This is a genomic window from Pseudomonas sp. JV241A, assembly GCF_900275665.1.
Taxonomy (GTDB): domain Bacteria; phylum Pseudomonadota; class Gammaproteobacteria; order Pseudomonadales; family Pseudomonadaceae; genus Aquipseudomonas; species Aquipseudomonas wadenswilerensis.
In genome coordinates this window covers 452,643-478,256 of sequence record NZ_OPYO01000037.1, presented here as the reverse complement: position 1 = coordinate 478,256, position 25,614 = coordinate 452,643, and the positions used below count along the sequence as shown (strand labels likewise).

Genomic DNA, 25,614 nt, shown 5'->3' with positions numbered 1-25,614 from the left:
GCTGGCGCGTTTACTCGGTTGACTTCTTCAACTTCGGATTAGGGAAGAACTGTACCGTCTGCACCGTAGCCGCAGCCGGTTTCACCTCGACCTTGTTGACCCGGGTCCCCAGTTCCTTGGGCACCGACAACCCTTGCTCGTTAAGGGTGTCGGAAAACCCGCAGGCCACGCACTCACGGTGCGGAACGCTGTCTTCGCTCCACATCATCAGTTTGTCCGGCTCGCTGCACGCCGGGCAGACCGCCCCGGCGATAAAGCGCTTTTTCGTTATCACAGGCCCATCACTCATGCCGCCACTTCCTCACTCAAGCCGCTATGGCGCAAGAGTGCATCGATTGACGGCTCGCGGCCACGGAAGTCGACGAACAGCAGCATCGGCTCCTGGGAACCGCCACGGGCCAGGATCGCTTCGCGGAACGCGCGACCGGTGTCGGCATTGAGCACGCCTTCTTCTTCGAAGCGCGAGAAGGCGTCGGCCGACAGCACTTCAGCCCACTTGTAGCTGTAGTAACCGGCCGCATAACCACCGGCGAAGATATGCGCAAAGCTGTTGGGGAAGCGGTTGTACGCAGGTGGGCGCATGACCGAGACCTCGTCGCGGATGCCTTCGAGCACTTGCAGTACACCGCGGCCGTCGCCGTGGCTGGCGTGCAGTTCGAAGTCGAACAGCGAGAATTCCAGCTGGCGAACCATCATCAGCCCGGACTGGAAGTTCTTCGCCGCCAGCATCTTCTCCAGCAAATCCTGGGGCAGGGCTGCGCCAGTTTCGTAGTGGCCGGAAATCAGCGCCAGGCCTTCAGGCTCCCAACACCAGTTTTCCATGAACTGGCTCGGCAGCTCGACCGCATCCCAGGCCACACCGTTGATACCGGAAACACCGGCATGCTCGATACGGGTCAGCAGGTGATGCAGGCCATGGCCGAACTCGTGGAACAGGGTGGTGACTTCGTCGTGGGTCAGCAACGCCGGCTTGCCAGGGGCGGCCGGGGTGAAGTTGCACACCAGGTTGGCCACCGGGCTCTGCAACTGGCCGTCAGCGGTCAGGCGACGGTCGCGGGCGCCGTCCATCCAGGCACCGCCGCGCTTGTTGGCACGGGCATAGAGGTCGAAGAAGAAGCGCCCGACGTGCTGGCCGTGCTCCTTGATTTCGAACAGGCGCACATCCGGATGCCAGCTATCGAAGCCCTTGAGCTCGGCAATCTCGATGCCGTACAGGCGCTGGACGATGGTGAACAGGCCGGTCAGCACCTTGTCGATCGGGAAGTAGGCACGCAGGGTTTCCTGGGAAACGCTGTAGCGCTGTTCACGGAGTTTTTCCCCATAGAAACCGCTGTCCCAGCTTTGCAGGTCCGGGCACCCCTGCTCGGCGGCATAGGCCTTGAGCTGGGCCAGATCCTGGGTGGCAAACGGCTTGCTGCGCTTGGCCAGGTCACGCAGGAAGCTCAGCACCTGATCGCTGGACTCGGCCATCTTGGTCGCCAGGCTCAGCTCGGCGAAGTTCTGGTAGCCCAATAGCTGAGCCAGTTCCTGACGCAGATCGAGGATCTCGCCCATCACCGGACCGTTGTCGAACTGGCCGGCGTTAGGGCCCTGATCGGAGGCGCGGGTGCAGTAGGCGGCGTAGATTTCCTCGCGCAGGGCGCGATCTTCAGCGTAGGTCATCACCGCGTAGTAGCTGGGGAATTCCAGGCTGATCAGCCAGCCATCGAGGCCCTTGGCCTGGGCGGCGGCAGCCATCTGTGCCTTGGCCGAGTCAGTCAGGCCGGCCAGTGCCGCTTCGTCGGTGACGTGCTTGGTCCAGGCCTGGGTGGCGTCCAGCAGCTGGTTGGAGAAGCGGCTGCCCAGTTCGCTGAGCTTGCTCTGAACTTCGGCATAACGTTGTTGCTTATCGGCCGGCAGGTCGATACCCGACAGGCGGAAGTCACGCAGGGCGTGTTCGAGAATTGTCTTTTGCGCCACATCGAAGCCGGCGGCTTCGGGGCTGGCGATCAACGCTTCATAGGCCTGGAACAGCTCGCGGTTCTGGCCCATTTCGGTGGCGTAGGCGCTCAACGCCGGCAGGCAGGCCTCGTAGGCTTCACGCAGTTCGGCGCTGTTGCACACGGCATTGAGGTGACTGACCGGACTCCAGGCGGCGCCCAGGCGGTCGTTGAGTTCGTCCATGGCCAGGATCAGGCCGGCCCAGCTTGGGTGCTTGCCCTGGGCCTGGAGGATGTCGGCAATGGCTTTACGGTTGTCGGCCAGGATCTGTTCAATCGCCGGCTGCACATGCTCGGCACGGATCGCCGAGAAGGGCGGCAAGTCATAAGACTGCAGAAGCGGGTTGTTCGCACTCACGGTTAAACACCTTGGCAGAAGAAACACTTCCCCATCTTAATTACAATCGACGCCGACCGCAGCCCTATCCATACCAAAGAGAATTCCTATCATGGCCATCCGTAGCTTCCAGCATCACACTCCCAGGCTTGGCGAGCGTGCCTTTGTCGACCGCAGTGCCGTGGTGCTGGGCGATGTCGAGATCGGCGCCGACAGCTCGGTGTGGCCATTGACGGTGATCCGCGGCGATATGCACCGCATCCGCATCGGCGCGCGCACCAGTGTCCAGGACGGCAGCGTGCTGCACATCACCCATGCCGGGCCGTTCAACCCGGATGGTTTCCCGCTGCTGATCGGCGATGAAGTAACCATCGGTCACAAAGTCATGCTTCATGGCTGCACCCTGGGCAACCGCATCCTGGTCGGCATGGGCAGCACCATCATGGATGGTGCAATCGTCGAAGACGAAGTGATCATCGGCGCTGGCAGCCTGGTGCCTCCGGGCAAGCGCCTGGAAGGCGGTTTTCTCTATGTCGGCAGCCCGGTCAAACAAGCTCGCGCCCTGACCGAGAAGGAGCGCGCGTTCTTCCCCTACAGCGCCGGCAACTACGTCAAACTCAAGGATCAGCACCTGGCCGAAGGCTACCACCTGCCCGAGTGAACCTGCCCACAGCCTATTCGAGACTGCCATGCACCAGCAAAACATCCTCTTCGACCTCGACGGTACTCTGACCGATCCGCGATTGGGCATCACCCGCTCGATCCAGTACGCACTGGCCAAGCTCGGCATCGATGAGCCGGACCTGACGCGCCTGGAACACTTCATCGGCCCGCCGTTGCTGCAGGCGTTCATGCAGTTCTATGACTTCGATGAGGCCAAGGCCTGGGACGCGGTGAACTTCTATCGCGAGCGCTTCAAGGTCACCGGCCTGTACGAGAACCAGGTGTTCGACGGCGTCAGTGAAATGCTCGAAACCCTGCAAGGGCAGGGCCGCACCCTGTACATCGCCACCTCCAAACCCTGGGAGTTTGCCCGCGAGATCGCCCGGCACTTCGATTTTGCCCGGCACTTCAAGGTGATCTACGGCAGCGAGCTGGACGGCACCCGCACCAACAAGGTCGAGCTGATCCGCCACCTGCTGGCCGAAGAAGCCCTGGACCCTGCGCACACCCTGATGATCGGCGACCGCAAGCACGACCTGATCGGCGCGCGCAGCAACGGCCTGGAAGCGGTAGCGGTGGGTTATGGCTTTGGTAGCCATGAAGAGCTGACAGCGGAGCAGCCGGCTTATCACTTTGCTACGTTGGCGGAACTGCATCAGGCTTTTCAGCGCGGCTGAGGCCCCTATCGCGGGGCAAGCCCGCTCCCACTGTAGGAGCGGGCTTGCCCCGCGATGCTTTTCAGCGCCTGCTGACGCTGCTCAAGGGGCAGCCGCCCGAAAGCTTCTACTCGCTGATAAAACACCTGCCAATCGCCCCCCACCTCGGCAAACAGCTGCGCAAACGCCGGCACCCACTGGTCATACAGGCCAAAGGGCAGCAACTTGGCATTGTTCATCGGCGCATTGATCCAGGCGTCATAGCGCCCGACACCGCCCCATTGGCTATCGCGCAAGGCCCGGTACTCACGGCGCAAGCGTTCGAACTCGGCCTGCTTGCCAGCGCGCTTGGCGGGCTCGGTCAGCGGCGCCGCGTACAAGGCTTTGAGCCGTTCGCGGCTGGCCAGCACCAAGCCGACGAACTGCTCGCGCTGCTGGCTGCCAGCCTCGGCCAGCGCTGGCAGACTCCGCGCCGCTCGCCATTGACGGGTACCTTCCTGCTCGACAAACGTGGCGAAGGACTCGTTGAACGCAGTGTCGTCCTGCACATAGACCCGTTGGTGGGCCAACTCATGGAAGATCACCGTGGCCAGGCGTTCATCGCCCCAACCAAGCATCGAACTGAGGATCGGGTCGTCGAACCAACCCAGGGTCGAATAAGCCTCAACGCCACCCACATACACATCCAGCCCTTGCTGTTTCTGCAGCGCCGCCGCTCCTCGCGCCGCACCCTGGCTGTAATAACCGCGGTAGGCAACGCAGCCGGCGATGGGGAAGCAATGGGTTTGCGGCTCAAGTGAAAACTCCGGTGTGGCGAACACATTCCAGACCACATAGGGCCTGCCGATGTCGGCATACACCCGGTAACTGCGGTTGTCCGGCAGCTTCAAACGCGCACTGGCGAAGGCCCGGGCCTGCTCGGCATGCAACAAATGCTGGCGCAATGCGCTGTCGGTGGCCGGGTCGGCTACCAGTTCGGCGACCGGCTGGCGTGCCTGCAACAACTGCCACTGACCACTGGCCAGTTGCCCGTAGTAACTGACACTGGTGCAACCGTTCAGCAGTCCAATGGCCAGGAAGGGAACCAAGTAGCGAAAAATGTGGTCGAGTGACACATGACTTGAGCGCAACAAAAAAAATAGTCGAAGCATTCGTATCCCGTCATCCGCTCAAGTACTCGTCAGCTTCAAGACTATCCTGCCCGGCTGGAGTTTTGCCATGCGTACACTGCTTGTCATCAGCGGTCTTCTGCTTCTGTCCGGCTGCGCCGGCCTGCCCGATCCCGACCCCAACCAGGCCTGGATCGACCTCGCACCGGGCCAGGATGACACCCTGCATGCCATGGAAATTGACGAACGTGCCTGGGCCGACAAACGCTATTTCGAGGTACCGCCAGGCAGCCATGAGCTGACCGTGCGCTATCTCTTCCCGGTTACCCCAAGCAATATCGGCCCGGTCGACGAGCCGCTGTGGCGCGATTGCCAGCTGAATGTGAAGTTCAAGGATTTCAGTGCCGGCCAGCGTTATCAGCTTGAGGCCGGCAGCATCGGATTCCGCCCCTGGGCCAAGCTCTATGACGAACAGCGCAAAGTGGTCGGCAAAGGCCAGCCGGCGGGCTGCCAGCGTACCTAAAGGCGTGAATGGCGCTATGCTTATGCTTTGTAACCCGCACGTCGGAGTTCGCCATGCGCCAGCCTATGATGCTGCTCGCAATCAGTACCCTGGGAGCTTGCGCCAGCCCCCTGCCACCTGTGGATAACAAGCAGGCCTGGGTCGACCTTTACACCATCACACCGGGCAAACTGGTGATGGCCGAACGGCTTGATGGCCAGCGCCTGACCGATGGCCGGTTCTTCCAGGTCACGCCCGGCGCACACGAGTTGGTGGTGAGGTTCGATTACGAAATCTACTCCGGTGGTTTCAGCACCGACCCGACCGAGCGTACCTGTTACCTGACGGTCAAATTCGCCCATTTCGAGGCCGGTCAGCGCTACCGCCTGGAAGCCCGGGCACCGGCCATGCAGCCCAGCGCCTACCTCTATGACGCTCAGCGCAAGGTCGTGGCCGAGGAATCGAACGACATCTTCTGCACACCCTGATACCTAGCGATCATTCTTTTGATAGATGATCTTCTTGGTGCCGTTTTCACAGCTGCCAACCACCATGTTCTGGTCTTTGACTTCGTCATTGCTGACAATTTCCAGGGTGTAGGAACTCACGTTGTTGGCCTGGATCTTCGCCTCAATCTCGGCCTTGAGCTCTTCACAGTTCTTGGTCGCGGCCAACGCAGACGTTGCCAGCAGCGAAGCCAGCACAGCGATTGCAACACGGATCATGGGACAGCTCCTTGTGGCGGCAGACGTTCTACCGACCCTCATTTGACCACAAGAAGCGCGTCCCGGTTCTGCCTTAACTCAGCAGCGTCGCATCCAGGCTGATTTTCGCGTTGAGCACTTTCGATACCGGGCAACCGGCCTTGGCCTTGTTGGCGATCTCAAGAAACTGCGCTTCGCTGGCCCCGGGCACCTTGGCCTTTAGGATCAGGTTCACGGCGGTAATGGCAAAGCCATCTGGCAGTTTGTCGAGGGTCACTTCAGCAATGGTATCGATGCGTTCTGCGGTCAATCCGGCCTCACCGAGCATCATCGACAGGGCCATGGAGAAACAGCCGGCATGCGCCGCACCGATCAATTCTTCCGGGTTGGTGCCCGGCTGGCCCTCGAAGCGGGTGTTGAAGCCATAGGGGTTCTGCTTGAGGGCGCCACTTTCCGTAGAAAGCAGGCCCTTGCCGTCCTTCAAGCCACCTTGCCAGATAGCCGATGCTGTTTTTTTCATAATGCCTCCTGAGCTCCGTGGGACGCGTGATATCGCGCCTTGCCTTAAATTCAGAGATCCTTGACTCAGGCAAGTTCAGACGGATTACAAACCCTGGCATTGATTCCTGCAGATGTGCCCATACAGAGCTAGAAAGGCCGTTGGGTTATTTCGGCCAATCGACTGCCCAGGAGGCTCAAACGCCCATGAAGCGACTTGCGGATATCAAGATCTCCACCCTCGACCTGGTACCAGTGCGTGCCGACAGCGGCCCGGCGCAGTCCCTGCGCAATTCGCTGGACCTGGCGCAACATGTCGAAAAGTTTGGCTACAACCGCTTCTGGGTGGCCGAGCACCACAACATGGATGGCATCGCAAGTTCTGCAACCTCGGTACTGCTCAGTTACCTGGCCGGTGGTACGTCGACCATTCGCGTTGGCGCCGGCGGGGTAATGCTGCCCAACCATGCGCCGCTGGTGATCGCCGAACAGTTCGGGACCCTGGCCAGTCTTTACCCCGGGCGTATCGACCTGGGCCTGGGGCGCGCACCCGGCTCCGACCAGATGACCGCCCGCGCCCTGCGCCGCGAACGCTCTGGCAGTGCGGACGACTTCCCCGATGATGTCGAAGAACTGATGCGTTACCTGGGCCCGCGCACACCGGATCAGAAAGTCATTGCCGTGCCGGGATACGGTACTGAAGTACCGATCTGGTTACTGGGTTCGAGCCTGTTCAGTGCGCAATTGGCCGGAATGCGCGGTTTACCCTACGCCTTCGCTTCGCATTTCGCCCCGCGCTACATGCACGAAGCGATTCGTGTGTACCGCAACCACTTCCAGCCTTCGGCCGTGCTCGACAAGCCCTACGTGATGCTCGGCGTACCCCTGGTGGCGGCCGAGACTGATGAACAGGCTGATTACCTGGCCACCTCGGTGTATCAGCGCATCCTCGCCCTGATGCGCGGCCAAAGCCTGGTGCAACGTCCGCCGGTAGAGACCATGGACGGCCTGTGGCTGCCTCATGAGCGTGAAGCGGTGGGCAGTTTCCTTGGCCTGGCGATGGTGGGTAGCCCAGAGAAAATCCGCGCCAAGCTTGAGGTGCTGCTGGAGCAAACCGAGGCTGATGAGCTGATCTTTACCTGCGATCTGTATGAGCATGCGGACCGGATTCGGTCTTATGAGCTGCTGGCGCAGACGGTGCTGGGCGGCTGAGGGCCCTATCGCGGGGCAATCCCGCTCCTACAATCAGGTAGGAGCGGGATTGCCCCGCGATGGATTCAATATCGATCAGCCGCGCTTGTAGACGATTTCCTTGGTACCGCCTTCGCAGCTACCCACGACCTTGCCACCAGCGGCAGCGCCTTTATCGACGATCTCCAGCGAATAGCCGCTGACGCCTTTGGCATCGAGCTTGGCTGCTATTTCGCTCTTGAGCTCTTCACATGGCTTGCCGGCCGCCAACGCGGTACCCGCCAACGTCATCAAACCTATCGCTACTACTAACTTCTTCATCGATCGCTTTCCTTGTTCAGATCAAAGTAGAGAAGGGCGCCAGGAGGGCCGGGCGCCTCAGACTGTGTAACGCAATTGACCCGCACAAGCCAGTGTCGCCGCTTCAGCTATTGACGATGCGAAAGCCCACCTTGAGCGTGACCTGAAAATGCGCGGCCTTGTTGTCCTTGATATGGCCACGGGTGTCGACCACCTCGAACCATTCAAGATGCTTGATGCTTTTGCCTGCCTCGGCCAGGGCGTTGTTGATCGCCTCTTCAATGGAAGTAGGCGACGAGCCGACAAGCTCGATTTTCTTGTAGGTGTGGTGATCTGACATGGCAACCTCCTTTTTTAATGTGAGATAGAGCCTAGCAGCGCCGGGCTGATTTACCTGCGAGGGGTAAATACCGCTAAAAGTTCGACTGCACTTTCCCAACACCCTGTAGTCGGAAACTACACAGCTCAACTCAACCTCGAAGGAGAGTCACCATGGCCAACACCTCGCTGCGCAAAGCTTCGCTGCAAAGCATGGAAGCGGAAATCGAAAGCCTGCTCAAGTCCCTGGAAAGCCTCAAGGACGATGCCTCGGATGAGTCGCGCAAAACCTTGAAGACGCTCAAGGGCAACGCCGAGAATGCCCTGCGCCATTCGCGCAACCTGCTCAGCGATGCCTACGAAGACGTCAAAACCAAGACCCGCCAGACTGGCCTCGCCACCCGCGACTATGCCCAGGAGCACCCTTGGACCACTGCCGGTGTCGCCGTTGGCGCCCTCGGCCTGTTGGCCGCGTACCTGCTGTGCAAACGCGGTAACTAAGCGGCCTGGCGCGCCAGCTCGGCGCGCAACCAGCCGGCTAACTGCTCGGCGCGCCCGTCTGCGGCGCGTCGCGGCACCCACAGGGCCAGCGCGGCCTGTGTTTCACAAAATCCCCAGGGTGCAGCCAGACGGCCGGCCCGCAGATCGTCGGCTACCAGCGGTTGCGGTGCAATCGCCACACCCAGCCCCGCCACTGCCGCCTCCAGCAAGTAATACAGATGCTCGAAATCCTGCCCGTAGCGCAGCGCCTGCGGGTCTATACCCTGCTGCGCGGCCCAGCTTGGCCAGGCTTGCGGGCGAGAGGTGGTCTGCAACAGTGTTTCAGCCAGCAGCGCCTCAGCCGGCGCCTGCTGCAAGCGGTTGAAGCCGGGGAAGTGCGGGCTGAGCACCGGGCCAATGCGCTCCTGGGCCAGCACATGAACCTGCATGTCCGCCGGCCACGGTGGCTCGGCAAACACCAGCAGGGCGTCCAGCCCCGGGCGGCGCGGGTCGAGATCACCTTCACCGGCCGACAGGTGCAGGCGCAGTTGCGGCAGGTCCGCCTTCAGCCGGCCCAGCCGCGGGATGAACCAGCGTGCCAGCAAGCTACCGGAACAGCCGAGGACGAACGGCGCATCGGCGCTGCTCTGGCTCAGTTCGGCGCACACCCCGCGCAGACGCTCGAACGCGTCGCTGCTGGCATCGCGTAAACGCACACCCGCATCTGTGAGTTTAAGGCCGCGCCCTTCCTTGACGAACAACGCCACCCCAAGGTGTTCTTCAAGCACCTTCAATTGCCGGCTTACCGCACCGTGGGTAACGTGCAGCTGCTCGGCCGCCTGGCTGACGCTGTTGAGCCGGGCAGTGGCTTCAAAGGCCCGAAGGGCATTGAGGGGAGGCAGGTCCTGGCGCATGACGTGTGAGTTTTCCTGACATGTTGTCGCAATCTTATCGGTTTTCAGTTGCGCGTGTCGTGGTTAGAGTAAAGCCATTCCCGACTTCACTACCGCCCTGGAGCGACCCATGACCCAGACCAACTTCCGCGCCGGCCCCGATGCCAACGGCCTGTTTGGCGCATTCGGCGGCCGCTACGTGGCAGAAACCCTGATGCCGCTGGTGCTCGACCTGGCCCGCGAATACGAGGCGGCCAAGGCCGACCCGGAGTTCCTCGAGCAACTGGCGTACTTTCAGCGCGACTACATCGGCCGGCCCAACCCGCTGTATTTCGCCGAACGCCTGACCGAACATTGCGGCGGCGCGAAGATCTTCTTCAAGCGTGAAGAGCTCAACCACACCGGCGCGCACAAGGTGAACAACTGCATTGGCCAGGTACTGCTGGCCAAGCGTATGGGCAAAAAACGCCTGATCGCCGAAACCGGCGCCGGCATGCACGGTGTGGCCACTGCCACCGTCGCCGCACGCTTCGGCCTGCCTTGCGTGATCTACATGGGCGCCACCGACATCGAGCGCCAGCAAGCCAACGTGTTCCGCATGAAGCTGCTGGGCGCCGAAATCGTCCCGGTCACCGCCGGTACCGGCACCCTCAAGGACGCAATGAACGAGGCTTTGCGTGACTGGGTCACCAACGTCGACGACACCTTCTACCTGATCGGCACCGTGGCCGGTCCGCACCCGTACCCGGCAATGGTCCGCGACTTCCAGTCGATCATCGGCAAAGAAACCCGCGAACAGCTGCAAGCCAAGGAAGGGCGCCTGCCCGACAGCCTGATCGCCTGCGTCGGCGGCGGCTCCAATGCCATGGGCCTGTTCCACGATTTCCTCGATGACGCCAGCGTGCAGATCATCGGCGTCGAAGCCGGTGGCCATGGCGTGGACACTGACAAGCATGCCGCCAGCCTCAACGGTGGCGTGCCGGGCGTACTGCATGGCAACCGCACCTACCTGCTGCAGGATGCCGACGGCCAGATCACCGACGCCCACTCGATTTCCGCCGGCCTCGACTACCCCGGCATCGGCCCTGAACACGCCTGGTTGCACGAAGTGAAACGCGTCGAGTACGTCAGCATCACCGACGACGAAGCCCTGGCCGCGTTCCACACCACCTGCCGCCTGGAAGGCATTATTCCGGCCCTGGAAACCTCCCATGCCCTGGCCGAAGCGATCAAACGCGCGCCAACCCTGCCCAAGGATCACCTGATGGTGGTGTGCCTGTCCGGGCGCGGCGACAAAGACATGCAAACCGTGATGAGCCATATGGCCGCCCAGGAGAAACAGGCATGAGCCGTCTTGAACAACGCTTCGCCGAACTGAAGGCCGAAGGCCGCTCCGCACTGGTCACCTTCATCACCGCCGGCGACCCTGGCTACGATGCCTCGCTGGAGATCCTCAAAGGCCTGCCGGCTGCTGGCGCCGACGTGATCGAGCTGGGCATGCCGTTCACCGACCCGATGGCCGACGGCGTGGCAATTCAGCTCGCCACCCTGCGCGCCCTGGAAGCCGGCCAGACCCTGGCGAAAACCCTGCAGATGGTCAGCGAGTTCCGCGTCGGCAACCAGACCACGCCGATCGTGCTGATGGGCTACTACAACCCGATCCACCGCTTTGGTGTCGAGGCCTTCGTGGCCCAGGCCAAGGCAGTGGGCGTGGATGGCCTGATCATCGTCGACCTGCCGCCAGAGCATGATGCCGAGCTGGCTACCCCGGCCCAGGCCGCAGGTATCGACTTCATCCGCCTGACCACCCCGACCACCGACGACGTGCGCCTGCCGCGCGTGCTTGAGCGCAGCTCGGGCTTCGTCTACTACGTGTCGGTTGCCGGCGTGACCGGTGCCGGTTCAGCGACCACCGAACACGTCAGCAGCGCCATCGAGCGCCTGCGCCGGCACACCGACCTGCCGATCAGCGTCGGCTTCGGTATCCGCACGCCAGAGCAGGCAGCTGCCATTGCCAAACTGTCAGATGGTGTAGTGGTAGGCTCGGCGCTGGTGGACAAGATTGCCAATGCCAAGAATGCCGAACAGGCCGTGGGTGATGTGCTCGAGCTGTGCTCGGCGTTGGCCCAGGGTGTGCGGGGTGCGCGCAAGGCTTGATACCTGTGGGAGCGGGCTTGCCCCGCGATTGCGGTCCATCAGACAGATCGCAATCGCGGGGCAAGCCCGCTCCTACCCCGGAGCCGTAAACTACTTAAAAATCGTCAGATCCAGCGGTCGCACCGCTCCCATCCAGATCGCATGATCGCGATGATCGGCCAGCTCATCCCCGGTCAGCGGATGCAGAAACACCACCAGCCCATGGCGATACAACGCCAACCAGGGCAACACCACGCCCACCACCTCAGGCCCGAAGGCCAGCTGGCAGCTCCAGTCCGGGTGCGGTCCGACCGGCTTCTGATGCATGCGGCCCATGCTCACCGGAAACAGCCGAGCGGCTTCTTCACACAGTTGCCGGGCCTGTTCCATGGTGCTGGCGTCATAGTAGATATGGGCGTGATAACCCTTGATCCTCTGCACGAAAACTCCTGAATCATAACGAACCCGCAGCGCGCTGCGCGGGTCAAATGATCACCCGCCGCCAATGGAGTGATCTGGTGAAAAATGCCGAAACCCCAGTGTTCAAACTGGCCCTGCTCGGAGGACTGAGCAGCCTGGGCAGCGCCCTGATGGCCGAATTGCTCAAGCGCCAGCACGAGGTGATCGCCGTGGTCGATGACCTCAACAGCCTGGCGCCACGCCCCGGCTTGCACTTCAAGAGCGGCGGCCTGAACAACCCCGATCAGGCTGAACAAAGCGTAGCTGGCGGTTCGGCGGTGATCTGCCTGCTGGCGGCACTGGCGCCTGACGACTTTGCCGCGCAGCTGCGCATGAGCCAAGCGCTGATCGCCGGCATGGCCCGCACAACTATACGCCGGCTGCTGCTGGTGGGCGATTTCGACGTGCTGGATCACAGCGAAGGGCACAGCGAGCAGCAACGGGCCTGCGCCGACCAGATCGTCGACCTGTTGCAGCGCAGCCCGCTGCACTGGACCTTGGTCAATACTCCACAACAGGTTGCTGGCCTGGGTATCGAGCATTTTCACCAGACCCACGGCACCCTTGAGCCGGGCCTGGCCGAGCCACTGCAACGCCTGGCCCGGGTGGCGGCCGCCATGGTTGATGCCCTGGAGCTGAAGCTGCACCACGGCGAACACGTGAACTTTGTCTTCTGACCCGGCTTGCACCCAAGCGCCCGACATCGCACCCTGAACAGCTTCCACCTGCGATAGAGACCCTTCATGGCCTGGCCCGACCGCCACCAACTGCTGCCGTTTCTCACTTGGCTGCCGCGCCAGACCCGGGCCAGTGTGCGCCGCGATCTACTGGTCGGCCTGAGCGGGGCGATCCTGGCGCTGCCGCAATCAATCGCCTACGCCCTGATCGCCGGGCTGCCTGCCGAGTACGGGCTGTACGGGGCGATTGTGCCGGTCATGATCGCCTGCCTGTGGGGTTCGTCCTGGCACCTGATCTGCGGGCCGACGGCAGCGATCTCAATCGTCCTCTATGCCAGCGTCAGCCCGCTGGCGGTCGCTGGCAGCAGTGACTACATCACCCTGATCCTGCTGCTGACCTTCCTCGCCGGGGTGTTTCAGTGGTTGCTGGGGCTGCTGCGCTTTGGTGCGCTGGTCAATTTTGTCTCGCAATCGGTGGTGCTGGGCTTCACCCTGGGTGCTGCGGTGGTGATCGCGCTTGGGCAACTGCCCAACTTGCTGGGGATGAACCTGCCCAGCCAGGCCACGGCATTGAAAACCCTGCAAAACTTGCTGGATCACGCCGGGGAGGTGGATTGGCCTTCACTGTTGCTGGGCCTGGGTACCGTACTGCTGGGCGTTGCGGTAAAGGTAATGCGCCCGCGCTGGCCCGGCCTGTTGATAACCTTGGCGGTTGCCAGCTTGCTGGTCTGGTCGCTGCCAGGCGTTTTTGGCCACGTGCAATTGGTCCCCGGCTTCATCGGCCAGTTGCCACCGCTGAGCCCGTTGCCACTGCTGGACCTGGAACTGATCCTGCGTCTGCTACCCAGCGCCGTCGCGGTAGGCATGCTCGGTCTGGTTACCAGCCTGTCGATTGCCCGCTCGCTGTCTTCACGCTCCGAACAGCTCATCGATGCCAATCAGGAGATCCGCGCCCAGGGCTTGTCGAACATGGTCGGGGGGTTCTTCTCCGGCTACCTGTCGTCCGGTTCCTTCACCCGCTCCGGGCTCAGCTATGACGCTGGCGCCCGTTCGCCCTTGGCCGGAGTGTTTTCCGCCCTGTGGGTAACTTTATTTGCGGTAGCAGGGGCGGGACTGATCGCACATATCCCGATCCCGGCCATGGCCGGCAGCATCCTGCTGATCTGCTGGGGACTGGTGGATCGTCGGGTGATCCGCGCACTATTTCGGGTCAGCCGCTCGGAATTTCTGGTCATGGCCCTGACTGCTGCCGCCACCTTGCTGCTGGAGCTGCAAACAGCAATCTACGCCGGGGTACTGGCGTCGCTGTTTTTCTACCTCAAGCGTACTTCGCGGCCACGGGTGCAGCAGTCTCGTGAAGGCGATGCCGATGTGCTGCGGGTGGGTGGCTCGATCTTCTTCGGCGCCAGCCATTACCTGCAGGTACGCCTGCAACGCTGCCAGGGCCCGCAGGTGGTGATCGATGCGCGGCAGATCAACTTCATCGACTATTCCGGGGTCGACATGCTCCACCGCGAAGCCCGGCGGCTGGGCCGTGCGGGCGGCAGCCTGACGCTACAACGGGCGCGCCCGCAAGTGATCGAGGAATTGCACAAGCTCGAAGGGGCAGCGAACTGCCCGATCCGCTTCAAAGATTAGCCGCGCGCCAGCTGGCGGCGCAGTTCATCCAGCACCGGGGCAGTGTCGGGGCGCACGCCACGCCAGATGAAGAACGCCTCGGCGGCCTGTTCGGCAAGCATGCCCAGGCCGTCCAGGACCTTGGCGGCCTGGTGCTCGCTGGCCCAGCGGCAGAAAGGCGTCGGCTCCTTGCCATACATCATGTCGTAGCACACGGTTTTACCCGGCTCGATCAGGCTGGCGGAGATCGGCGGCAACTCGCCGGCAAGGCTCGCCGAAGTGGCGTTGATGATCAGGTCGACCGGCTCTTCAAGCCAGTCGAAACCGCTGGCAGCCACCGGCCCCAGGTCGGCGAACTCACGGGCCAGTTGTTCGGCTTTTTCCACCGTGCGGTTGGCGATCACCAGCGAAGCCGGATTGTGCGCCAGCAATGGCTCCAGCACCCCACGCACGGCACCGCCGGCGCCGAGCAGCAGGATGCGCTTGCCGGTCAGTTGCACGCCGGCATTGACGGTCAGGTCGCGCACCAGGCCGGCACCATCGGTGTTGTCGCCCTGCAGGCTGCCGTCGGCGAGCTTGCTCAGGGTGTTGACCGCCCCCGCACGCTTGGCCCGTGGCGTCAGGCTATCGACCAGGCGATAGGCTTCTTCCTTGAACGGCACGGTGACGTTGGCGCCCAGGCCCTGCTTGAAAAAGCCTTGGGCACACATGCTGAAATCATCCAGTGGCGCCAGCAGCGTGCTGTACTCCAGCTGCTGGCCGGTCTGGTCGGCGAACAGGCGGTGGATCAGCGGCGACTTGCTGTGGCCGATCGGGTTGCCGAATACAACGTACTGGTCCATTCACGCGGTTCCTGGGTCAAGGTCGGGCAGGGCCGGAAAGTTATCCACAGCGGTTCAGTGGCTGGTCCTGGCCTCGCCAAGCCAATCACGGTCCTGCAGGAAATACTCGGTCAGACGTGCTTCTTCGCTGCCTGGCGCGGCCTTCCAATCGTACCCCCAACGCACTTGCGGTGGCAGCGACATGAGGATCGATTCGGTACGTCCGCCCGATTGCAGGCCGAACAGGGTGCCACGGTCGTAGACCAGGTTGAACTCGACATAGCGGCCGCGACGGTATTCCTGGAACTCACGCTGCTCGGCGGTATAGGGCTGATCCTTGCGGCGCTGGACGATCGGCAGGTAAGCCTCGACATAGGCGTCGCCGATGGCGCGGATGAAGGCGAAGCAGGTGTCGAAGTCCCATTCGTTGAGGTCATCGAAGAACAGGCCGCCAATGCCCCGTGGCTCGCCGCGGTGCTTGAGGTGGAAGTAGCGGTCGCACCAGGCTTTGTAGCGCGGATAGACGTCGGCGCCAAAAGGCGCGCAGGCGCGCTCGGCAACCTGGTGCCAATGCACACAGTCTTCTTCGTTGCCGTAGTAAGGGGTCAGGTCGAAGCCGCCGCCAAACCACCAGACGGCTTCTTCACCTTCTTTCTCAGCGATGAAAAACCGCACGTTGGCGTGGGAAGTCGGCACATGCGGGTTGTGCGGATGGATCACCAGCGACACGCCCAGGGCTTCGAAACCGCGCCCAGCCAGCTCCGGCCGGTGGGCACTGGCCGAGGGTGGCAAACCGCTGCCGAACACGTGGGAGAAGTTCACCCCGCCTTTTTCAATGACCTTGCCGTCGCCGATCACCCGGGTTCGCCCGCCACCGCCGGCCTCGCGCGTCCAGGCGTCCTCGACAAAGCGGGCGCCGCCGTCTTCGTTTTCGAGGGCGGTGCAGATACGGTCTTGCAGGTCGAGCAGGTAGGCTTTCACGGCCTCGGTGCGGCTAGTCATCAGGTCACCTGGAAGCGGGCTAAGGCAAATTCGGCGCGTAGCATACCACCGGCGGCAGGCGGGCCGCAGTTGACGGCGATCAAGCAAAGGCGTCCGATAGGGGTTTTCCGGTACCTTCAGGAGAGTGCAGATGGCCAAGCGTATCCAGTTCAGCCAGCACGGCGGCCCCGAAGTCCTGACCCTGGTCGACTTCGAGCCGGCGGCGCCCGGCCCGCAGCAGGTCCGCGTGCGTAACCAGGCGATCGGCCTGAACTTCATCGATACCTACTTTCGCAGCGGTCTCTATGCGCCGCCGTCACTGCCATCGGGCCTGGGCACTGAAGGCGCCGGAGTGGTCGAGGCGGTGGGCGAGCAAGTCACCCGGCTCAAGGTCGGCGACCGCGTCGCCTATGCCGGCGGCCCGCTGGGCGCCTATAGCGAAGTGCATGTGCTGCCTGAGGCCAACCTGGTCAAACTCCCCGACAGCATCAGCTTCGAGCAAGCGGCGGCGGTGATGCTCAAGGGCCTGACCGTGCAATACCTGCTCAAGCAGACCTACGCGGTGCAACCGGGCGAAACCATCTTGTTCCACGCCGCAGCAGGTGGCGTCGGCTCGCTGGCCTGCCAATGGGCCAAAGCCCTGGGGGCCAGGTTGATCGGTACTGTCAGCTCCGCCGAGAAGGCCGAGCGAGCCAAAGCCCTGGGCGCCTGGGCGACCATCGATTACAGCCGCGAAGACGTGGCCCAGCGGGTACTGGAACTGACTGACGGAAAGAAATGCCCGGTGGTGTACGACGGCGTCGGCCAGGACACTTGGCTGACTTCATTGGACTGCCTGGCGCCGCGTGGGCTGATGGTCAGCTTCGGCAATGCCTCTGGCGCGGTGAGCGGGGTCAACCTAGGGATCCTGGCGCAAAAGGGCTCGCTGTATGTCACCCGGCCAACCCTGGCCAGCTATGCCAATAACGCCGAGAACACCCAGGCGATGGCTGACGATCTGTTTGCGATGATTGCCAGCGGCAAGCTGGCTGTGGATATCCAGCAACGTTATCCACTGAGCGAGGCGGCCAGGGCACAGAGCGAGCTGTCGGCGCGCAGGACGGTGGGGTCGACGGTGTTGCTGCCTTGAAGCGGGGGTGAATTGATCGCGGGGCAAGCCCGCTCCTACTGGAGCTGGCTTGCCAGCGATGAGGCCCTCAGCCGGCCCGCACAATCTCACCGGTCGCCAGGTCACGAATCACACTCGGGTTACGCCGCCCACCCAGGGCGCCACCGAGCACCAGGTCCAGCTGCCCGCGGAAGTACTGCTCGACGCGCAAACGGGTCTTGGCAGCCGGGCGACCTTGCGGGTTGGCCGACGTGGAAATCAGCGGCCCGACCAGTGCGCACAAATCCCGCACGACCGGGTGATCGCTAACGCGCAACGCCACCGTGTCATGCACCCCGGTAATCCACTCCGGCAGCAGGTTCTGATGCGGCACCAGCCAGGTGTTCGGCCCCGGCCAGGTCGCAGACATGCGGTCCAGCCAGGTTTCGGGGAAATCCTCGAAAAGGAAGTCGAACTGGTGGATATTATCGGCGATCAGGATCAGCCCCTTGTCGACCGAACGCGACTTGATCGCCAGCAGGCGATCCACCGCTTCTTCGTTCCAAGGGTCACAACCCAGGCCCCAGACCGCTTCGGTCGGATAGGCAATCACCGCACCTGCCCGAATTTCACGCGCGGCTTGTTGCACACGCCAACTGCTCACCATTGCTTTCACTCCGCATAAAGGCAGATGAGCAGTGTACTTAGCCGGGCCGGGCAAACCAACGCCCAGCTTCATTACAGACCCTTCCGGCCAATTCCAGCTCGGTCAGCGCGGCCAGCACCCTGGGTAACGGCCAGCCACTGCTACTGGCCAGGCCCTCGGTGGTTTGCGGCGCGGCCAGCAGCAAGTCGACCAGGGCATGGCTGGCGGTTACAGGCGATTGCAAGGGCGGCAAGCGCTGCCAGCCCTGCAGGGTTTCGACGATCTGGTCGACGGTTTCCACCAACAAGGCGCCATCACGAATCAACTGGTGACAGCCCTTGGAGCCGGGGTGGTGAATCGAGCCTGGAATGGCATACACCTCGCGGCCTTGCTCAGCCGCCAGTCGCGCGGTAATCAGCGAACCACTGGCAAGACTCGCCTCGACCACCAGCACTCCCAGCGACAGGCCGCTGATGATCCGGTTTCGCCGGGGAAAATTACCGGCCACAGGCCCGGCATCCAGCGGAAACTCGGAGACCACCGCGCTACCTCGCTCGATCATCGCCGCCGCCAGCGCTCTGTGGCGCTGTGGATAAAATTTTTGCAGCCCGGTACCCAGCACACCGATGGTCTGCCCGCCGGCGTCCAGGGCAGCCTGATGCGCAGCGCCATCGACCCCCAGGGCCAGGCCGCTGGTAATGACAAAACCACCCCGGGCAAGACTTCGAGAGAAGGCCGCTGCTGTATCGAGCGCAGGCCTCGCCGCCCTTCGACTGCCAACGATCGCCAACTGCGGTTTTTCCAGAATGGCCGGGTTGCCGGCGATAAAAAGCAGCGGCGGGGCGTCCCCCAGTTCGGCCAGCAAGCCTGGGTAGCAGGGGTCATCCCACATCAGCAAATGCTGGTCGCGGGCCTCTAGCCAGCGCATTGCCGCTGCCGCGCCGTCACGCACTTCAAGGCTGCGCCGGGCATCGCTGCTCTCCGTTGGCACGCCCAGCACGCGCCAGGCAGCGGCCGGCGCACTGAGTGCCGCAGAGGCGTTGCCAAAGGCCTGGATAAGGGTATGAAAACGCCGCGACCCCAGGGACGGCAGCAAATGAAGACGCAAGCGCGCTTCGAGTTCGGCGGGTGAACACGCCGGCGATAAGGGTTGCGACATGACGATCATCCTTGATCGGGCAGCCTGGGCCAGCCGTGAAGAAGCTGTGGATAACTCTGTTGATAATACTTTGACAACCGGTTGAAGGATTTCCCTCGAGGGCAGTCCTTCAGGCTTGCAGACACGGGTGAAAAAGCCCCCTGAAACCTTAGCTGACCTTTGCCAGGTGCCGAATGCGCCGAATCCCTTTATTATGTGTACTCATGTTTGTAATTCATCGCACAGTGCAGCTCATACGCTTATGGCCATTCTGAACATCCTCGAATTCCCGGACCCGCGCCTTCGTACCATCGCCAAACCGGTGACCGAAGTCGACGACGGCGTTCGCCAGTTGATCGATGACATGTTTGAAACCATGTACGAAGCCCCTGGCATCGGCCTCGCCGCCACCCAGATCAACGTGCACCAGCGCATCGTAGTCATGGACCTGAGCGAAGACCGCAGCGAGCCACGGGTGTTCATCAACCCCGAACTCGAGATGCTGACCGACGAAATGGATCAGTATCAGGAAGGCTGCCTGTCGGTGCCCGGCTTCTACGAGAACGTCGATCGCCCGATACGGGTCAAGGTCAAGGCGCTGGACCGCGACGGCAAGCCGTACGAGCTGATCGCCGAAGGCCTGTTGGCGGTGTGCATCCAGCACGAATGCGACCACCTCAACGGCAAGCTGTTCGTTGACTACCTGTCGACGCTCAAACGCGACCGGATCAAGAAGAAGCTGGAAAAACAGCATCGCCAGCAAGCTTGATCTCCTCTTCCCAAAGGCTTGCTCCGGCAAGCCTTTTTCTTTTTAAGCGAGAACTCCATGCGCATTGTCTTCGCAGGCACCCCAGAGTTTGCCGCCGAACACCTCAAGGCCCTGATCGACAGCCCCTATGACGTGGTGGCGGTCTACACCCAGCCGGACCGTCCGGCCGGTCGTGGGCAAAAACTGATGCCAAGCGCGGTCAAGCAGCTGGCTGTGGATAACGGCATCCAGGTCCTGCAACCACCGACCCTGCGCAACGCCGAGGCACAAGCGGAACTGGCAGCCCTGCAGCCGGACCTGATGGTGGTGGTCGCCTATGGCCTGATCCTGCCCCAGGCGGTGCTGGATATTCCGCGCCTGGGCTGCATCAACAGCCATGCTTCGCTGCTGCCGCGCTGGCGTGGCGCCGCGCCGATCCAGCGTGCGGTCGAAGCCGGTGACAGCGAAAGCGGCGTCACCGTGATGCGCATGGAAGCGGGCCTGGACACCGGGCCGATGCTGCTCAAGGTCAGCACCCCGATCAGTGCCAGCGACACCGGTGGCACCCTGCACGACCGCCTCGCCGAAATGGGCCCGCCAGCCGTGCTCGAGGCCGTTGCGGGCCTCGCCGCTGGCACCTTGCAGGGTGAAGTCCAGGACGACAGCCTGGCCACTTATGCACACAAGCTGAACAAGGACGAAGCGCGCCTGGACTGGAGCCGTCCGGCGGTTGAGCTGGAGCGCCTGATTCGCGCCTTCAACCCATGGCCGATCTGCCACAGCACCCTCAACGGCGAAGCCGTGAAGGTGCTCACCGCCAGCTTATCCACAGGCTCGGGCAACCCAGGGGAAATCCTCTCTGCCAGCAAGGACGGCCTGATCGTCGCCTGCGGTGAGCAGGCGCTGTGCCTGACCCGCCTGCAACTGCCTGGCGGCAAGGCGCTGAACTTCAGTGACCTGTTCAACAGTCGCCGCGAGAAATTCGCCACCGGCACGGTACTTGGCCAATGAATCCACGTCTGGCAGCCGCCCGCGCCCTGGCGGCAGTACTCAGTGGCAAGGCATCGCTGAACAGCTCGCTGCCAAGTCAGCTGGACAAAGTCGAAGTACGTGACCGTGGCCTGACCCAGGACCTGGCCTTCGGCACCGCGCGCTGGCAGCCACGGCTGTCGGCCCTGGCCGAGCGCCTGCTGCAGAAGCCGTTCAAGGCCGCCGACACTGATGTCGAGGCGCTGCTGCTGGTCGGCCTGTATCAGCTGCTCTACACGCGCATCCCCGCTCATGCCGCCATCGGCGAAACCGTAGGCTGCGCCGACAAGCTGAAAAAGCCCTGGGCCAAGGGCTTGCTCAACGCCGTGCTGCGCCGTGCGCAACGGGAAAGCAGCGAGATTTTCGCCGAGCTGGAACGCGACCCGGTGGTGCGCACTGCACACCCGCGCTGGCTGCAAAAATCGCTCAAGGCCTTCTGGCCTGAGCAATGGGAAGCCATCTGCGCCGCCAACAACGCCCACCCGCCGATGATTTTGCGGGTCAACCGCCGCCATCACAGCCGCGATGCCTACCTCGAACTGCTGCGTGAAGCCGGCCTTGAAGCCGCACCCTGCGAGTTCAGCGACGACGGCATCCTGCTCGCCGAAGCCTGCGATGTACGCGGCCTGCCCGGTTTCGACCAGGGTTGGATCAGCGTCCAGGACGAAGCCGCACAACTGGCCGCCGACCTGCTCGACCTGGCCCCCGGCCAGCGCGTGCTCGACGCCTGCTGCGCCCCGGGTGGCAAGACCTGCCACCTGCTGGAAGCTGAAGCGGGGCTGGACGCCGTGGTCGCTATCGACCTTGAGGCCAAGCGCCTGACCCGCGTGCGCGAGAACCTCGATCGCCTGGGCCTCGACGCCCAGTTGATCGCCTGCGACGCCCGCGACACCGCCAGCTGGTGGGATGGCAAAGGCTTCCAGCGCATCCTGCTCGATGCGCCGTGTTCAGCCACCGGGGTGATCCGCCGCCATCCAGACATCAAGCTGACCCGCCAGGCCGACGACATCGCCGCCCTGGCCAGCCTGCAAGGCGAGCTGCTCGACGCCCTGTGGCCAACCCTCGAGGTCGGCGGCATCCTGCTCTACGCCACCTGCTCGACCTTGCCGACGGAAAACACCGAAGTGATCGAGGCCTTCCTCGCCCGCACCCCCGGTGCCCGCGAGCTGGACCTGGCGACCCAGGCCGGTATCCGCCAGCCCCATGGCCGCCAGTTGCTGGCCCAGGAAGGCGGACACGACGGCTTCTACTATGCCAAGCTGATCAAAATCGCCGCCGTGCGCGGATAACAAGAGAAGGGAACAGCGGATGAAGATCATCATCCTCGGCGCAGGGCAGGTCGGCGGTACGCTGGCTGAACACCTGGCCAGCGAAGCCAACGACATCACCGTGGTCGACACCGATGGCGACCGCCTGCGCGACCTCGGCGACCGCCTGGACATCCGTACCGTGCAGGGCCGCGCCTCCTTTCCGACCGTGCTGCGCCAGGCCGGCGCCGACGATGCCGACATGCTGGTGGCGGTAACCAATAGCGACGAGACCAACATGGTGGCCTGCCAGGTCGCCCATACCCTGTTCCACACCCCGACCAAGATCGCCCGGGTGCGCGAATCGGCCTACCTGACCCGCGCCGGCCTGTTCGACAACGACGCCATCCCGGTCGACGTGCTGATCAGCCCCGAGCAGGTGGTAACCCACTACATCAAGCGTCTGATCGAACATCCCGGCGCCTTGCAGGTGATCGACTTCGCCGAAGGCAAGGCCCAACTGGTGGCGGTCAAGGCCTACTACGGCGGACCGCTGGTGGGCCAGCAACTGCGCCAGATCCGTGCGCACATGCCCAATGTCGACACCCGCGTGGCAGCGATCTTCCGCCGTGACCGGCCGATCCTGCCCCAAGGCGACACGGTCATCGAGGCCGACGACGAAGTGTTCTTCATCGCCGCCAAGGCGCACATCCGTGCGGTGATGGGCGAGCTGCGGCGCATCGACGAGACCAACAAGCGCGTGGTCATCGCCGGCGGCGGGCAGATCGGCGAGCGCCTGGCCGAGGCCATCGAGAGCCGTTACCAGGTGAAAATCATCGAGATGAACCCGGCACGCTGCCGGCACCTGTCCGACACCCTGGAAAGCACCGTGGTACTGCAAGGCAGCGCCTCGGACCGCGACCTGATGCTCGAAGAGAACATCGCCGAAGCCGACATCTTCCTGGCCCTGACCAACGATGACGAGGCCAACATCATGTCCTCGCTGCTGGCCAAGCGCCTGGGCGCGCGCAAGGTAATGACCATCATCAACAACCCGGCCTATGTCGACCTGGTCCAGGGTGGCGAAATCGACATCGCCATCAGCCCGCAGCTGGCCACCATCGGCACCCTGCTGGCTCACGTGCGCCGCGGCGATATCGTCAGCGTGCACTCGCTGCGCCGCGGTGCGGCCGAGGCCATCGAGGCGATTGCCCACGGCGACTCGAAGTCGAGCAAGGTGATCGGCAAGGCCATCGAAGACATCGCCCTGCCACCGGGCACCACCATCGGCGCGATCATTCGCGACGAAGAAGTGCTGATCGCCCATGACGACACGGTGATCGAAGCCGGCGACCACGTGATCCTCTTCGTTGTGGATAAAAAGTACATCCGTGACGTCGAGAAGCTGTTCCATGTAGGGTTGAGCTTCTTCTAAAGAGGGACCTGGAATGCGCGAATCACTGGAAAAGATGCTGGCCAAGGGTGTGGATAACGCCCTGTTGCGCTTTGGCCTGGGCAAGGCCTGGCTCGATGAAGGCAATGGCGCCGAGGCGGCCGTGCACTTGCAGCGCTGCGTTGAGCACGACCCGAAGTATTCGGCGGCATGGAAGCTGCTGGGCAAGGCGCATCAGCTACAGGGAGACCTGGCGGGTGCACGCAAGGCCTGGGAGCAGGGGCTGGAAGCGGCTCGCGCCCATGGCGACAAGCAGGCCGAGAAAGAGATGACGGTGTTTCTGAAGAAGCTCGACAAGGCTGTTTAGGACCGCTTCGCGGTCCATCGCCGGCAACGCCGGCTCCCACAATTGATGGCCAAACTCGATCCTGTGGGAGCTGGCTTTGCCTGCGATAGGGAGCTCAATACCAGCGCGGCTCTCCCGCCGGACGCTTCTTGAAGCGCTTCATGCTCCACATGTACTGGCTCGGATACGCCCGCACATAGCGCTCGACCACCTGGCTCATGGCCGCCGCCGAGGTTTCGGTGTCTTCGCTGTACATCGCCTCGGGCGCCGCTTCCAGGATCACCTTGAAGCCAGAGCCATCCGGCAGGCGCAGGGCATGCAGGAACACCCCGACTGCCTTGCCGCCAGCGAGCATGTTTGGCACGAATTTGCTGGTCAGCGCCTTGGTGGCGAAGAACGGCACGAAGATCCCCGCCGACTCGGCCGGCTCCGGGTCTGCCGGAATGCCGACCTGACCGCCTCTACGCACTTCCTTGATGATGCTCAGGATGCCTTCCTTGGTGGAAGCGGCCACGCGGTTACCCAGCTGCACGCGCTGCTCGCGCAACAGGTCATCAACCGCCTTGAGCTTGGGCGGGCGATAGAAAATGATCGGTTTGCACTGGCTGCAATAGAAGTGGTTGAGCACTTCCCAGTTGCCCAGGTGGCTGGTGATGCCGACCACGCCCTTGCCCGACGCCAAGGCAGCTTCAAGCACGTCCAGGCCTTCGACCTCGCGCACCAGGTCGAGCGAGCGCTGGGCCGGCCAGATCCAGGCACAGGCGCTTTCGGTAAAGGATTTGCCGATGTCCATCAGGGTCCGGCCAACCAGTTGCTCACGGGCAACCGGGTCCATTTCCGGGAAGCATTTGGCCAGGTTGATGCGCACGACGTTGCGCGAACTGTTCGGCACCTTCCACATGATCCAGCCGATGGCCGCGCCGACTCGCTGTACCGCGCCCCAGGGGAGTTTGGCAAACAACCGCAACGCCCCGACCATCAAGGCGCCCTTGAATTTATCCACAGGCTGGTTCCTCTTTCTGCAAGCCGGCCATTGTAACCCTCAGCGCAGCAGAGCGGCGTAGCGATCACAATCGCGGGTGTGATCCATGACCATGCCGGTGGCCTGCATGAAGGCGTAGCAGATAGTCGGGCCGACAAAGGTGAAGCCGGCTTTCTGCAGTGCCTTGCTCATTGCCTTGGCCTCATCGGTGACTGCCGGGACCTCGCTGCGCTGGCCGAAATGATTGATCTTCGGTGCGCCGCCGACGAACGACCAAAGCCATTCAACGGGGTTCTCCAGCGCCAGCCAGGCCCGCGCATTGCGCCGCGCGGCATTGAGCTTGAGGCGGTTGCGGATGATGCCCGGGTCGAGCATGCGCTCTTCGATCTCTTCATCGCTCATTTGTGCCAGGCGCTGCGGATCGAAGCCGAACAGCACCTGACGGTAGCGTTCGCGTTTCTTCAGCACAGTGATCCACGACAACCCGGCCTGGAAGCCTTCGAGCAGCAACATCTCGAACAACTGGCCAGGATCACGCTGCGGCGTGCCCCATTCCTGGTCGTGGTAAGCCTGGTAAAGCGGATCGTCGGTACACCAAAAGCAACGTGGCATAAGGCTCCAAGGGTAGAGGCCTGCGCGAATCGGGTTATACTCCCGCTCTTTATATTCGCAGCCCT

General features: G+C 62.9%; 31 protein-coding genes. 16 read left to right on the top strand and 15 right to left on the bottom strand.

Annotation, left to right across the window (positions count from 1 at the left end; genetic code table 11):
• Nucleotides 1–10: 10 nt before the first annotated feature.
• Both JV241A_RS27045 and prlC read right to left on the bottom strand, forming a co-directional pair.
• Entirely contained in the window at nucleotides 11–289 is a 279-nt protein-coding gene (locus JV241A_RS27045) for a YheV family putative zinc ribbon protein (RefSeq protein ID WP_115084485.1), read from the bottom strand.
• The gene (gene prlC / locus JV241A_RS27040; protein ID WP_010222657.1) at nucleotides 286–2,337 is read right to left on the bottom strand and encodes an oligopeptidase A; all 2,052 of its coding nucleotides are present in this window, start codon (nucleotides 2,335–2,337) and stop codon (nucleotides 286–288) included. The genes JV241A_RS27045 and prlC overlap by 4 nt, the downstream gene beginning before the upstream one ends.
• A gap of 91 nt (nucleotides 2,338–2,428) precedes the next feature.
• On the opposite strand from prlC, the gene JV241A_RS27035 reads away from it, so the two are divergent.
• Together JV241A_RS27035 and JV241A_RS27030 are read left to right on the top strand one after the other, a co-directional pair.
• Complete coding sequence (locus JV241A_RS27035; RefSeq protein ID WP_115084488.1) at nucleotides 2,429–2,977, top strand: gamma carbonic anhydrase family protein; 549 nt, start codon at nucleotides 2,429–2,431, stop codon at nucleotides 2,975–2,977.
• A gap of 28 nt (nucleotides 2,978–3,005) precedes the next feature.
• The gene (locus JV241A_RS27030) at nucleotides 3,006–3,656 is read left to right on the top strand and encodes an HAD family hydrolase (protein WP_115084490.1); all 651 of its coding nucleotides are present in this window, start codon (nucleotides 3,006–3,008) and stop codon (nucleotides 3,654–3,656) included.
• Nucleotides 3,657–3,661: 5 nt separating this feature from the next.
• Here JV241A_RS27030 and JV241A_RS27025 read toward each other — a convergent pair whose 3' ends face one another.
• A complete protein-coding gene (locus JV241A_RS27025; RefSeq protein WP_115084492.1) occupies nucleotides 3,662–4,786 on the bottom strand; it encodes an aminopeptidase in 1,125 nt (374 codons plus the stop codon).
• 67 nt (nucleotides 4,787–4,853) lie between these two features.
• Between JV241A_RS27025 and JV241A_RS27020 the strand changes: the two genes are divergently transcribed.
• Together JV241A_RS27020 and JV241A_RS27015 are read left to right on the top strand one after the other, a co-directional pair.
• Nucleotides 4,854–5,267 (top strand): hypothetical protein, encoded by a 414-nt coding sequence (locus JV241A_RS27020; RefSeq protein ID WP_115084493.1) that lies wholly within the window; start codon nucleotides 4,854–4,856, stop codon nucleotides 5,265–5,267.
• A 53-nt stretch (nucleotides 5,268–5,320) separates the two neighbouring features.
• Nucleotides 5,321–5,734 (top strand): hypothetical protein, encoded by a 414-nt coding sequence (locus JV241A_RS27015; RefSeq protein WP_115084495.1) that lies wholly within the window; start codon nucleotides 5,321–5,323, stop codon nucleotides 5,732–5,734.
• A 3-nt stretch (nucleotides 5,735–5,737) separates the two neighbouring features.
• Here the strand turns inward: JV241A_RS27015 and JV241A_RS27010 are convergent, their stop codons facing one another.
• Together JV241A_RS27010 and JV241A_RS27005 are read right to left on the bottom strand one after the other, a co-directional pair.
• Nucleotides 5,738–5,971: a DUF1161 domain-containing protein gene (locus JV241A_RS27010; RefSeq protein ID WP_038997857.1), complete on the bottom strand. Its 234-nt coding sequence runs from the start codon at nucleotides 5,969–5,971 to the stop codon at nucleotides 5,738–5,740.
• A gap of 73 nt (nucleotides 5,972–6,044) precedes the next feature.
• A complete protein-coding gene (locus tag JV241A_RS27005; protein WP_093377662.1) occupies nucleotides 6,045–6,470 on the bottom strand; it encodes an OsmC family protein in 426 nt (141 codons plus the stop codon).
• Between the two features lie 185 nt (nucleotides 6,471–6,655).
• Here JV241A_RS27005 and JV241A_RS27000 point away from each other — a divergent pair, with 185 nt between their 5' ends.
• Complete coding sequence (locus tag JV241A_RS27000) at nucleotides 6,656–7,660, top strand: LLM class flavin-dependent oxidoreductase (RefSeq protein ID WP_115084497.1); 1,005 nt, start codon at nucleotides 6,656–6,658, stop codon at nucleotides 7,658–7,660.
• A gap of 75 nt (nucleotides 7,661–7,735) precedes the next feature.
• Here the strand turns inward: JV241A_RS27000 and JV241A_RS26995 are convergent, their stop codons facing one another.
• Together JV241A_RS26995 and JV241A_RS26990 are read right to left on the bottom strand one after the other, a co-directional pair.
• Nucleotides 7,736–7,960, bottom strand: coding sequence for a DUF1161 domain-containing protein (locus tag JV241A_RS26995; protein ID WP_115084499.1), 225 nt, complete (start codon nucleotides 7,958–7,960; stop codon nucleotides 7,736–7,738).
• 103 nt (nucleotides 7,961–8,063) lie between these two features.
• The gene (locus JV241A_RS26990) at nucleotides 8,064–8,279 is read right to left on the bottom strand and encodes a dodecin (RefSeq protein WP_010222667.1); all 216 of its coding nucleotides are present in this window, start codon (nucleotides 8,277–8,279) and stop codon (nucleotides 8,064–8,066) included.
• A 152-nt stretch (nucleotides 8,280–8,431) separates the two neighbouring features.
• Here JV241A_RS26990 and JV241A_RS26985 point away from each other — a divergent pair, with 152 nt between their 5' ends.
• Nucleotides 8,432–8,758, top strand: coding sequence for a DUF883 family protein (locus JV241A_RS26985; protein WP_115084500.1), 327 nt, complete (start codon nucleotides 8,432–8,434; stop codon nucleotides 8,756–8,758).
• Here JV241A_RS26985 and JV241A_RS26980 read toward each other — a convergent pair.
• Nucleotides 8,755–9,651 carry a LysR family transcriptional regulator gene (locus JV241A_RS26980; protein WP_166675760.1) on the bottom strand — a complete coding sequence of 299 codons (897 nt, stop codon included), beginning with the start codon at nucleotides 9,649–9,651 and terminating at the stop codon, nucleotides 8,755–8,757. The genes JV241A_RS26985 and JV241A_RS26980 overlap by 4 nt on opposite strands.
• A 109-nt stretch (nucleotides 9,652–9,760) precedes the next feature.
• On the opposite strand from JV241A_RS26980, the gene trpB reads away from it, so the two are divergent.
• Both trpB and trpA read left to right on the top strand, forming a co-directional pair.
• Nucleotides 9,761–10,978 carry a tryptophan synthase subunit beta gene (gene trpB / locus JV241A_RS26975; protein WP_038997863.1) on the top strand — a complete coding sequence of 406 codons (1,218 nt, stop codon included), beginning with the start codon at nucleotides 9,761–9,763 and terminating at the stop codon, nucleotides 10,976–10,978.
• Complete coding sequence (gene trpA / locus JV241A_RS26970; RefSeq protein WP_115084504.1) at nucleotides 10,975–11,787, top strand: tryptophan synthase subunit alpha; 813 nt, start codon at nucleotides 10,975–10,977, stop codon at nucleotides 11,785–11,787. Before trpB ends, trpA begins: the two co-directional genes overlap by 4 nt.
• A 90-nt stretch (nucleotides 11,788–11,877) precedes the next feature.
• Here trpA and JV241A_RS26965 read toward each other — a convergent pair whose 3' ends face one another.
• On the bottom strand, nucleotides 11,878–12,207 hold the full coding sequence (locus JV241A_RS26965; protein WP_134065302.1) for a DOPA 4,5-dioxygenase family protein: 330 nt from the start codon (nucleotides 12,205–12,207) through the stop codon (nucleotides 11,878–11,880).
• Nucleotides 12,208–12,284: 77 nt separating this feature from the next.
• On the opposite strand from JV241A_RS26965, the gene JV241A_RS26960 reads away from it, so the two are divergent.
• Together JV241A_RS26960 and JV241A_RS26955 are read left to right on the top strand one after the other, a co-directional pair.
• Nucleotides 12,285–12,902 (top strand): NAD(P)H-binding protein, encoded by a 618-nt coding sequence (locus tag JV241A_RS26960; protein WP_134065300.1) that lies wholly within the window; start codon nucleotides 12,285–12,287, stop codon nucleotides 12,900–12,902.
• Between the two features lie 66 nt (nucleotides 12,903–12,968).
• Nucleotides 12,969–14,540: a SulP family inorganic anion transporter gene (locus JV241A_RS26955; protein WP_134065298.1), complete on the top strand. Its 1,572-nt coding sequence runs from the start codon at nucleotides 12,969–12,971 to the stop codon at nucleotides 14,538–14,540.
• On the opposite strand, the gene aroE is transcribed toward JV241A_RS26955, so the two are convergent.
• Nucleotides 14,537–15,361: a shikimate dehydrogenase gene (aroE, locus tag JV241A_RS26950; RefSeq protein WP_115084510.1), complete on the bottom strand. Its 825-nt coding sequence runs from the start codon at nucleotides 15,359–15,361 to the stop codon at nucleotides 14,537–14,539. The genes JV241A_RS26955 and aroE overlap by 4 nt on opposite strands.
• Before the next feature lie 54 nt (nucleotides 15,362–15,415).
• Nucleotides 15,416–16,342, bottom strand: coding sequence for an oxygen-dependent coproporphyrinogen oxidase (gene hemF, locus JV241A_RS26945; RefSeq protein WP_115084511.1), 927 nt, complete (start codon nucleotides 16,340–16,342; stop codon nucleotides 15,416–15,418).
• 130 nt (nucleotides 16,343–16,472) lie between these two features.
• Between hemF and JV241A_RS26940 the strand changes: the two genes are divergently transcribed.
• Nucleotides 16,473–17,450 (top strand): NADPH:quinone reductase, encoded by a 978-nt coding sequence (locus JV241A_RS26940; protein ID WP_134065296.1) that lies wholly within the window; start codon nucleotides 16,473–16,475, stop codon nucleotides 17,448–17,450.
• 67 nt (nucleotides 17,451–17,517) lie between these two features.
• On the opposite strand, the gene JV241A_RS26935 is transcribed toward JV241A_RS26940, so the two are convergent.
• Nucleotides 17,518–18,075 carry an L-threonylcarbamoyladenylate synthase gene (locus JV241A_RS26935; protein WP_115084515.1) on the bottom strand — a complete coding sequence of 186 codons (558 nt, stop codon included), beginning with the start codon at nucleotides 18,073–18,075 and terminating at the stop codon, nucleotides 17,518–17,520.
• Nucleotides 18,076–18,112: 37 nt separating this feature from the next.
• The gene (gene dprA, locus JV241A_RS26930; RefSeq protein WP_134065293.1) at nucleotides 18,113–19,213 is read right to left on the bottom strand and encodes a DNA-processing protein DprA; all 1,101 of its coding nucleotides are present in this window, start codon (nucleotides 19,211–19,213) and stop codon (nucleotides 18,113–18,115) included.
• A gap of 241 nt (nucleotides 19,214–19,454) precedes the next feature.
• Between dprA and def the strand changes: the two genes are divergently transcribed.
• Genes def through JV241A_RS26905 form a run of 5 tightly spaced genes read left to right on the top strand, consistent with a single transcriptional unit; the run spans nucleotide 19,455 to nucleotide 23,976 of the window.
• Complete coding sequence (def, locus tag JV241A_RS26925; protein ID WP_134065291.1) at nucleotides 19,455–19,961, top strand: peptide deformylase; 507 nt, start codon at nucleotides 19,455–19,457, stop codon at nucleotides 19,959–19,961.
• A 57-nt stretch (nucleotides 19,962–20,018) separates the two neighbouring features.
• Entirely contained in the window at nucleotides 20,019–20,951 is a 933-nt protein-coding gene (fmt, locus tag JV241A_RS26920; RefSeq protein ID WP_134065289.1) for a methionyl-tRNA formyltransferase, read from the top strand.
• A complete protein-coding gene (rsmB, locus tag JV241A_RS26915; RefSeq protein WP_134065287.1) occupies nucleotides 20,948–22,258 on the top strand; it encodes a 16S rRNA (cytosine(967)-C(5))-methyltransferase RsmB in 1,311 nt (436 codons plus the stop codon). Before fmt ends, rsmB begins: the two co-directional genes overlap by 4 nt.
• A 19-nt stretch (nucleotides 22,259–22,277) precedes the next feature.
• The gene (gene trkA / locus JV241A_RS26910) at nucleotides 22,278–23,651 is read left to right on the top strand and encodes a Trk system potassium transporter TrkA (RefSeq protein ID WP_010222685.1); all 1,374 of its coding nucleotides are present in this window, start codon (nucleotides 22,278–22,280) and stop codon (nucleotides 23,649–23,651) included.
• Nucleotides 23,652–23,664: 13 nt separating this feature from the next.
• On the top strand, nucleotides 23,665–23,976 hold the full coding sequence (locus tag JV241A_RS26905; RefSeq protein WP_134065285.1) for a tetratricopeptide repeat protein: 312 nt from the start codon (nucleotides 23,665–23,667) through the stop codon (nucleotides 23,974–23,976).
• A 94-nt stretch (nucleotides 23,977–24,070) separates the two neighbouring features.
• Here the strand turns inward: JV241A_RS26905 and JV241A_RS26900 are convergent, their stop codons facing one another.
• Together JV241A_RS26900 and JV241A_RS26895 are read right to left on the bottom strand one after the other, a co-directional pair.
• Nucleotides 24,071–24,958: a lysophospholipid acyltransferase gene (locus tag JV241A_RS26900; RefSeq protein WP_115084525.1), complete on the bottom strand. Its 888-nt coding sequence runs from the start codon at nucleotides 24,956–24,958 to the stop codon at nucleotides 24,071–24,073.
• A 39-nt stretch (nucleotides 24,959–24,997) separates the two neighbouring features.
• Nucleotides 24,998–25,549 (bottom strand): DNA-3-methyladenine glycosylase I, encoded by a 552-nt coding sequence (locus tag JV241A_RS26895; protein ID WP_115084526.1) that lies wholly within the window; start codon nucleotides 25,547–25,549, stop codon nucleotides 24,998–25,000.
• Nucleotides 25,550–25,614 lie beyond the last annotated feature (65 nt).

Coding starts and splice junctions, on each gene's coding strand:
- JV241A_RS27045 (WP_115084485.1), bottom strand. CDS start 289: ATGAGTGATGGGCCTGTGATAACGAAAAAGCGCTTTATCGCCGGGGCG.
- JV241A_RS27035 (WP_115084488.1), top strand. CDS start 2,429: ATGGCCATCCGTAGCTTCCAGCATCACACTCCCAGGCTTGGCGAGCGT.
- JV241A_RS27030 (WP_115084490.1), top strand. CDS start 3,006: ATGCACCAGCAAAACATCCTCTTCGACCTCGACGGTACTCTGACCGAT.
- JV241A_RS27025 (WP_115084492.1), bottom strand. CDS start 4,786: ATGCTTCGACTATTTTTTTTGTTGCGCTCAAGTCATGTGTCACTCGAC.
- JV241A_RS27020 (WP_115084493.1), top strand. CDS start 4,854: ATGCGTACACTGCTTGTCATCAGCGGTCTTCTGCTTCTGTCCGGCTGC.
- JV241A_RS27015 (WP_115084495.1), top strand. CDS start 5,321: ATGCGCCAGCCTATGATGCTGCTCGCAATCAGTACCCTGGGAGCTTGC.
- JV241A_RS27010 (WP_038997857.1), bottom strand. CDS start 5,971: ATGATCCGTGTTGCAATCGCTGTGCTGGCTTCGCTGCTGGCAACGTCT.
- JV241A_RS27005 (WP_093377662.1), bottom strand. CDS start 6,470: ATGAAAAAAACAGCATCGGCTATCTGGCAAGGTGGCTTGAAGGACGGC.
- JV241A_RS27000 (WP_115084497.1), top strand. CDS start 6,656: ATGAAGCGACTTGCGGATATCAAGATCTCCACCCTCGACCTGGTACCA.
- JV241A_RS26995 (WP_115084499.1), bottom strand. CDS start 7,960: ATGAAGAAGTTAGTAGTAGCGATAGGTTTGATGACGTTGGCGGGTACC.
- JV241A_RS26990 (WP_010222667.1), bottom strand. CDS start 8,279: ATGTCAGATCACCACACCTACAAGAAAATCGAGCTTGTCGGCTCGTCG.
- JV241A_RS26985 (WP_115084500.1), top strand. CDS start 8,432: ATGGCCAACACCTCGCTGCGCAAAGCTTCGCTGCAAAGCATGGAAGCG.
- JV241A_RS26980 (WP_166675760.1), bottom strand. CDS start 9,651: ATGCGCCAGGACCTGCCTCCCCTCAATGCCCTTCGGGCCTTTGAAGCC.
- trpB (WP_038997863.1), top strand. CDS start 9,761: ATGACCCAGACCAACTTCCGCGCCGGCCCCGATGCCAACGGCCTGTTT.
- trpA (WP_115084504.1), top strand. CDS start 10,975: ATGAGCCGTCTTGAACAACGCTTCGCCGAACTGAAGGCCGAAGGCCGC.
- JV241A_RS26955 (WP_134065298.1), top strand. CDS start 12,969: ATGGCCTGGCCCGACCGCCACCAACTGCTGCCGTTTCTCACTTGGCTG.
- aroE (WP_115084510.1), bottom strand. CDS start 15,361: ATGGACCAGTACGTTGTATTCGGCAACCCGATCGGCCACAGCAAGTCG.
- hemF (WP_115084511.1), bottom strand. CDS start 16,342: ATGACTAGCCGCACCGAGGCCGTGAAAGCCTACCTGCTCGACCTGCAA.
- JV241A_RS26940 (WP_134065296.1), top strand. CDS start 16,473: ATGGCCAAGCGTATCCAGTTCAGCCAGCACGGCGGCCCCGAAGTCCTG.
- JV241A_RS26935 (WP_115084515.1), bottom strand. CDS start 18,075: ATGGTGAGCAGTTGGCGTGTGCAACAAGCCGCGCGTGAAATTCGGGCA.
- dprA (WP_134065293.1), bottom strand. CDS start 19,213: ATGTCGCAACCCTTATCGCCGGCGTGTTCACCCGCCGAACTCGAAGCG.
- def (WP_134065291.1), top strand. CDS start 19,455: ATGGCCATTCTGAACATCCTCGAATTCCCGGACCCGCGCCTTCGTACC.
- fmt (WP_134065289.1), top strand. CDS start 20,019: ATGCGCATTGTCTTCGCAGGCACCCCAGAGTTTGCCGCCGAACACCTC.
- rsmB (WP_134065287.1), top strand. CDS start 20,948: ATGAATCCACGTCTGGCAGCCGCCCGCGCCCTGGCGGCAGTACTCAGT.
- trkA (WP_010222685.1), top strand. CDS start 22,278: ATGAAGATCATCATCCTCGGCGCAGGGCAGGTCGGCGGTACGCTGGCT.
- JV241A_RS26905 (WP_134065285.1), top strand. CDS start 23,665: ATGCGCGAATCACTGGAAAAGATGCTGGCCAAGGGTGTGGATAACGCC.
- JV241A_RS26895 (WP_115084526.1), bottom strand. CDS start 25,549: ATGCCACGTTGCTTTTGGTGTACCGACGATCCGCTTTACCAGGCTTAC.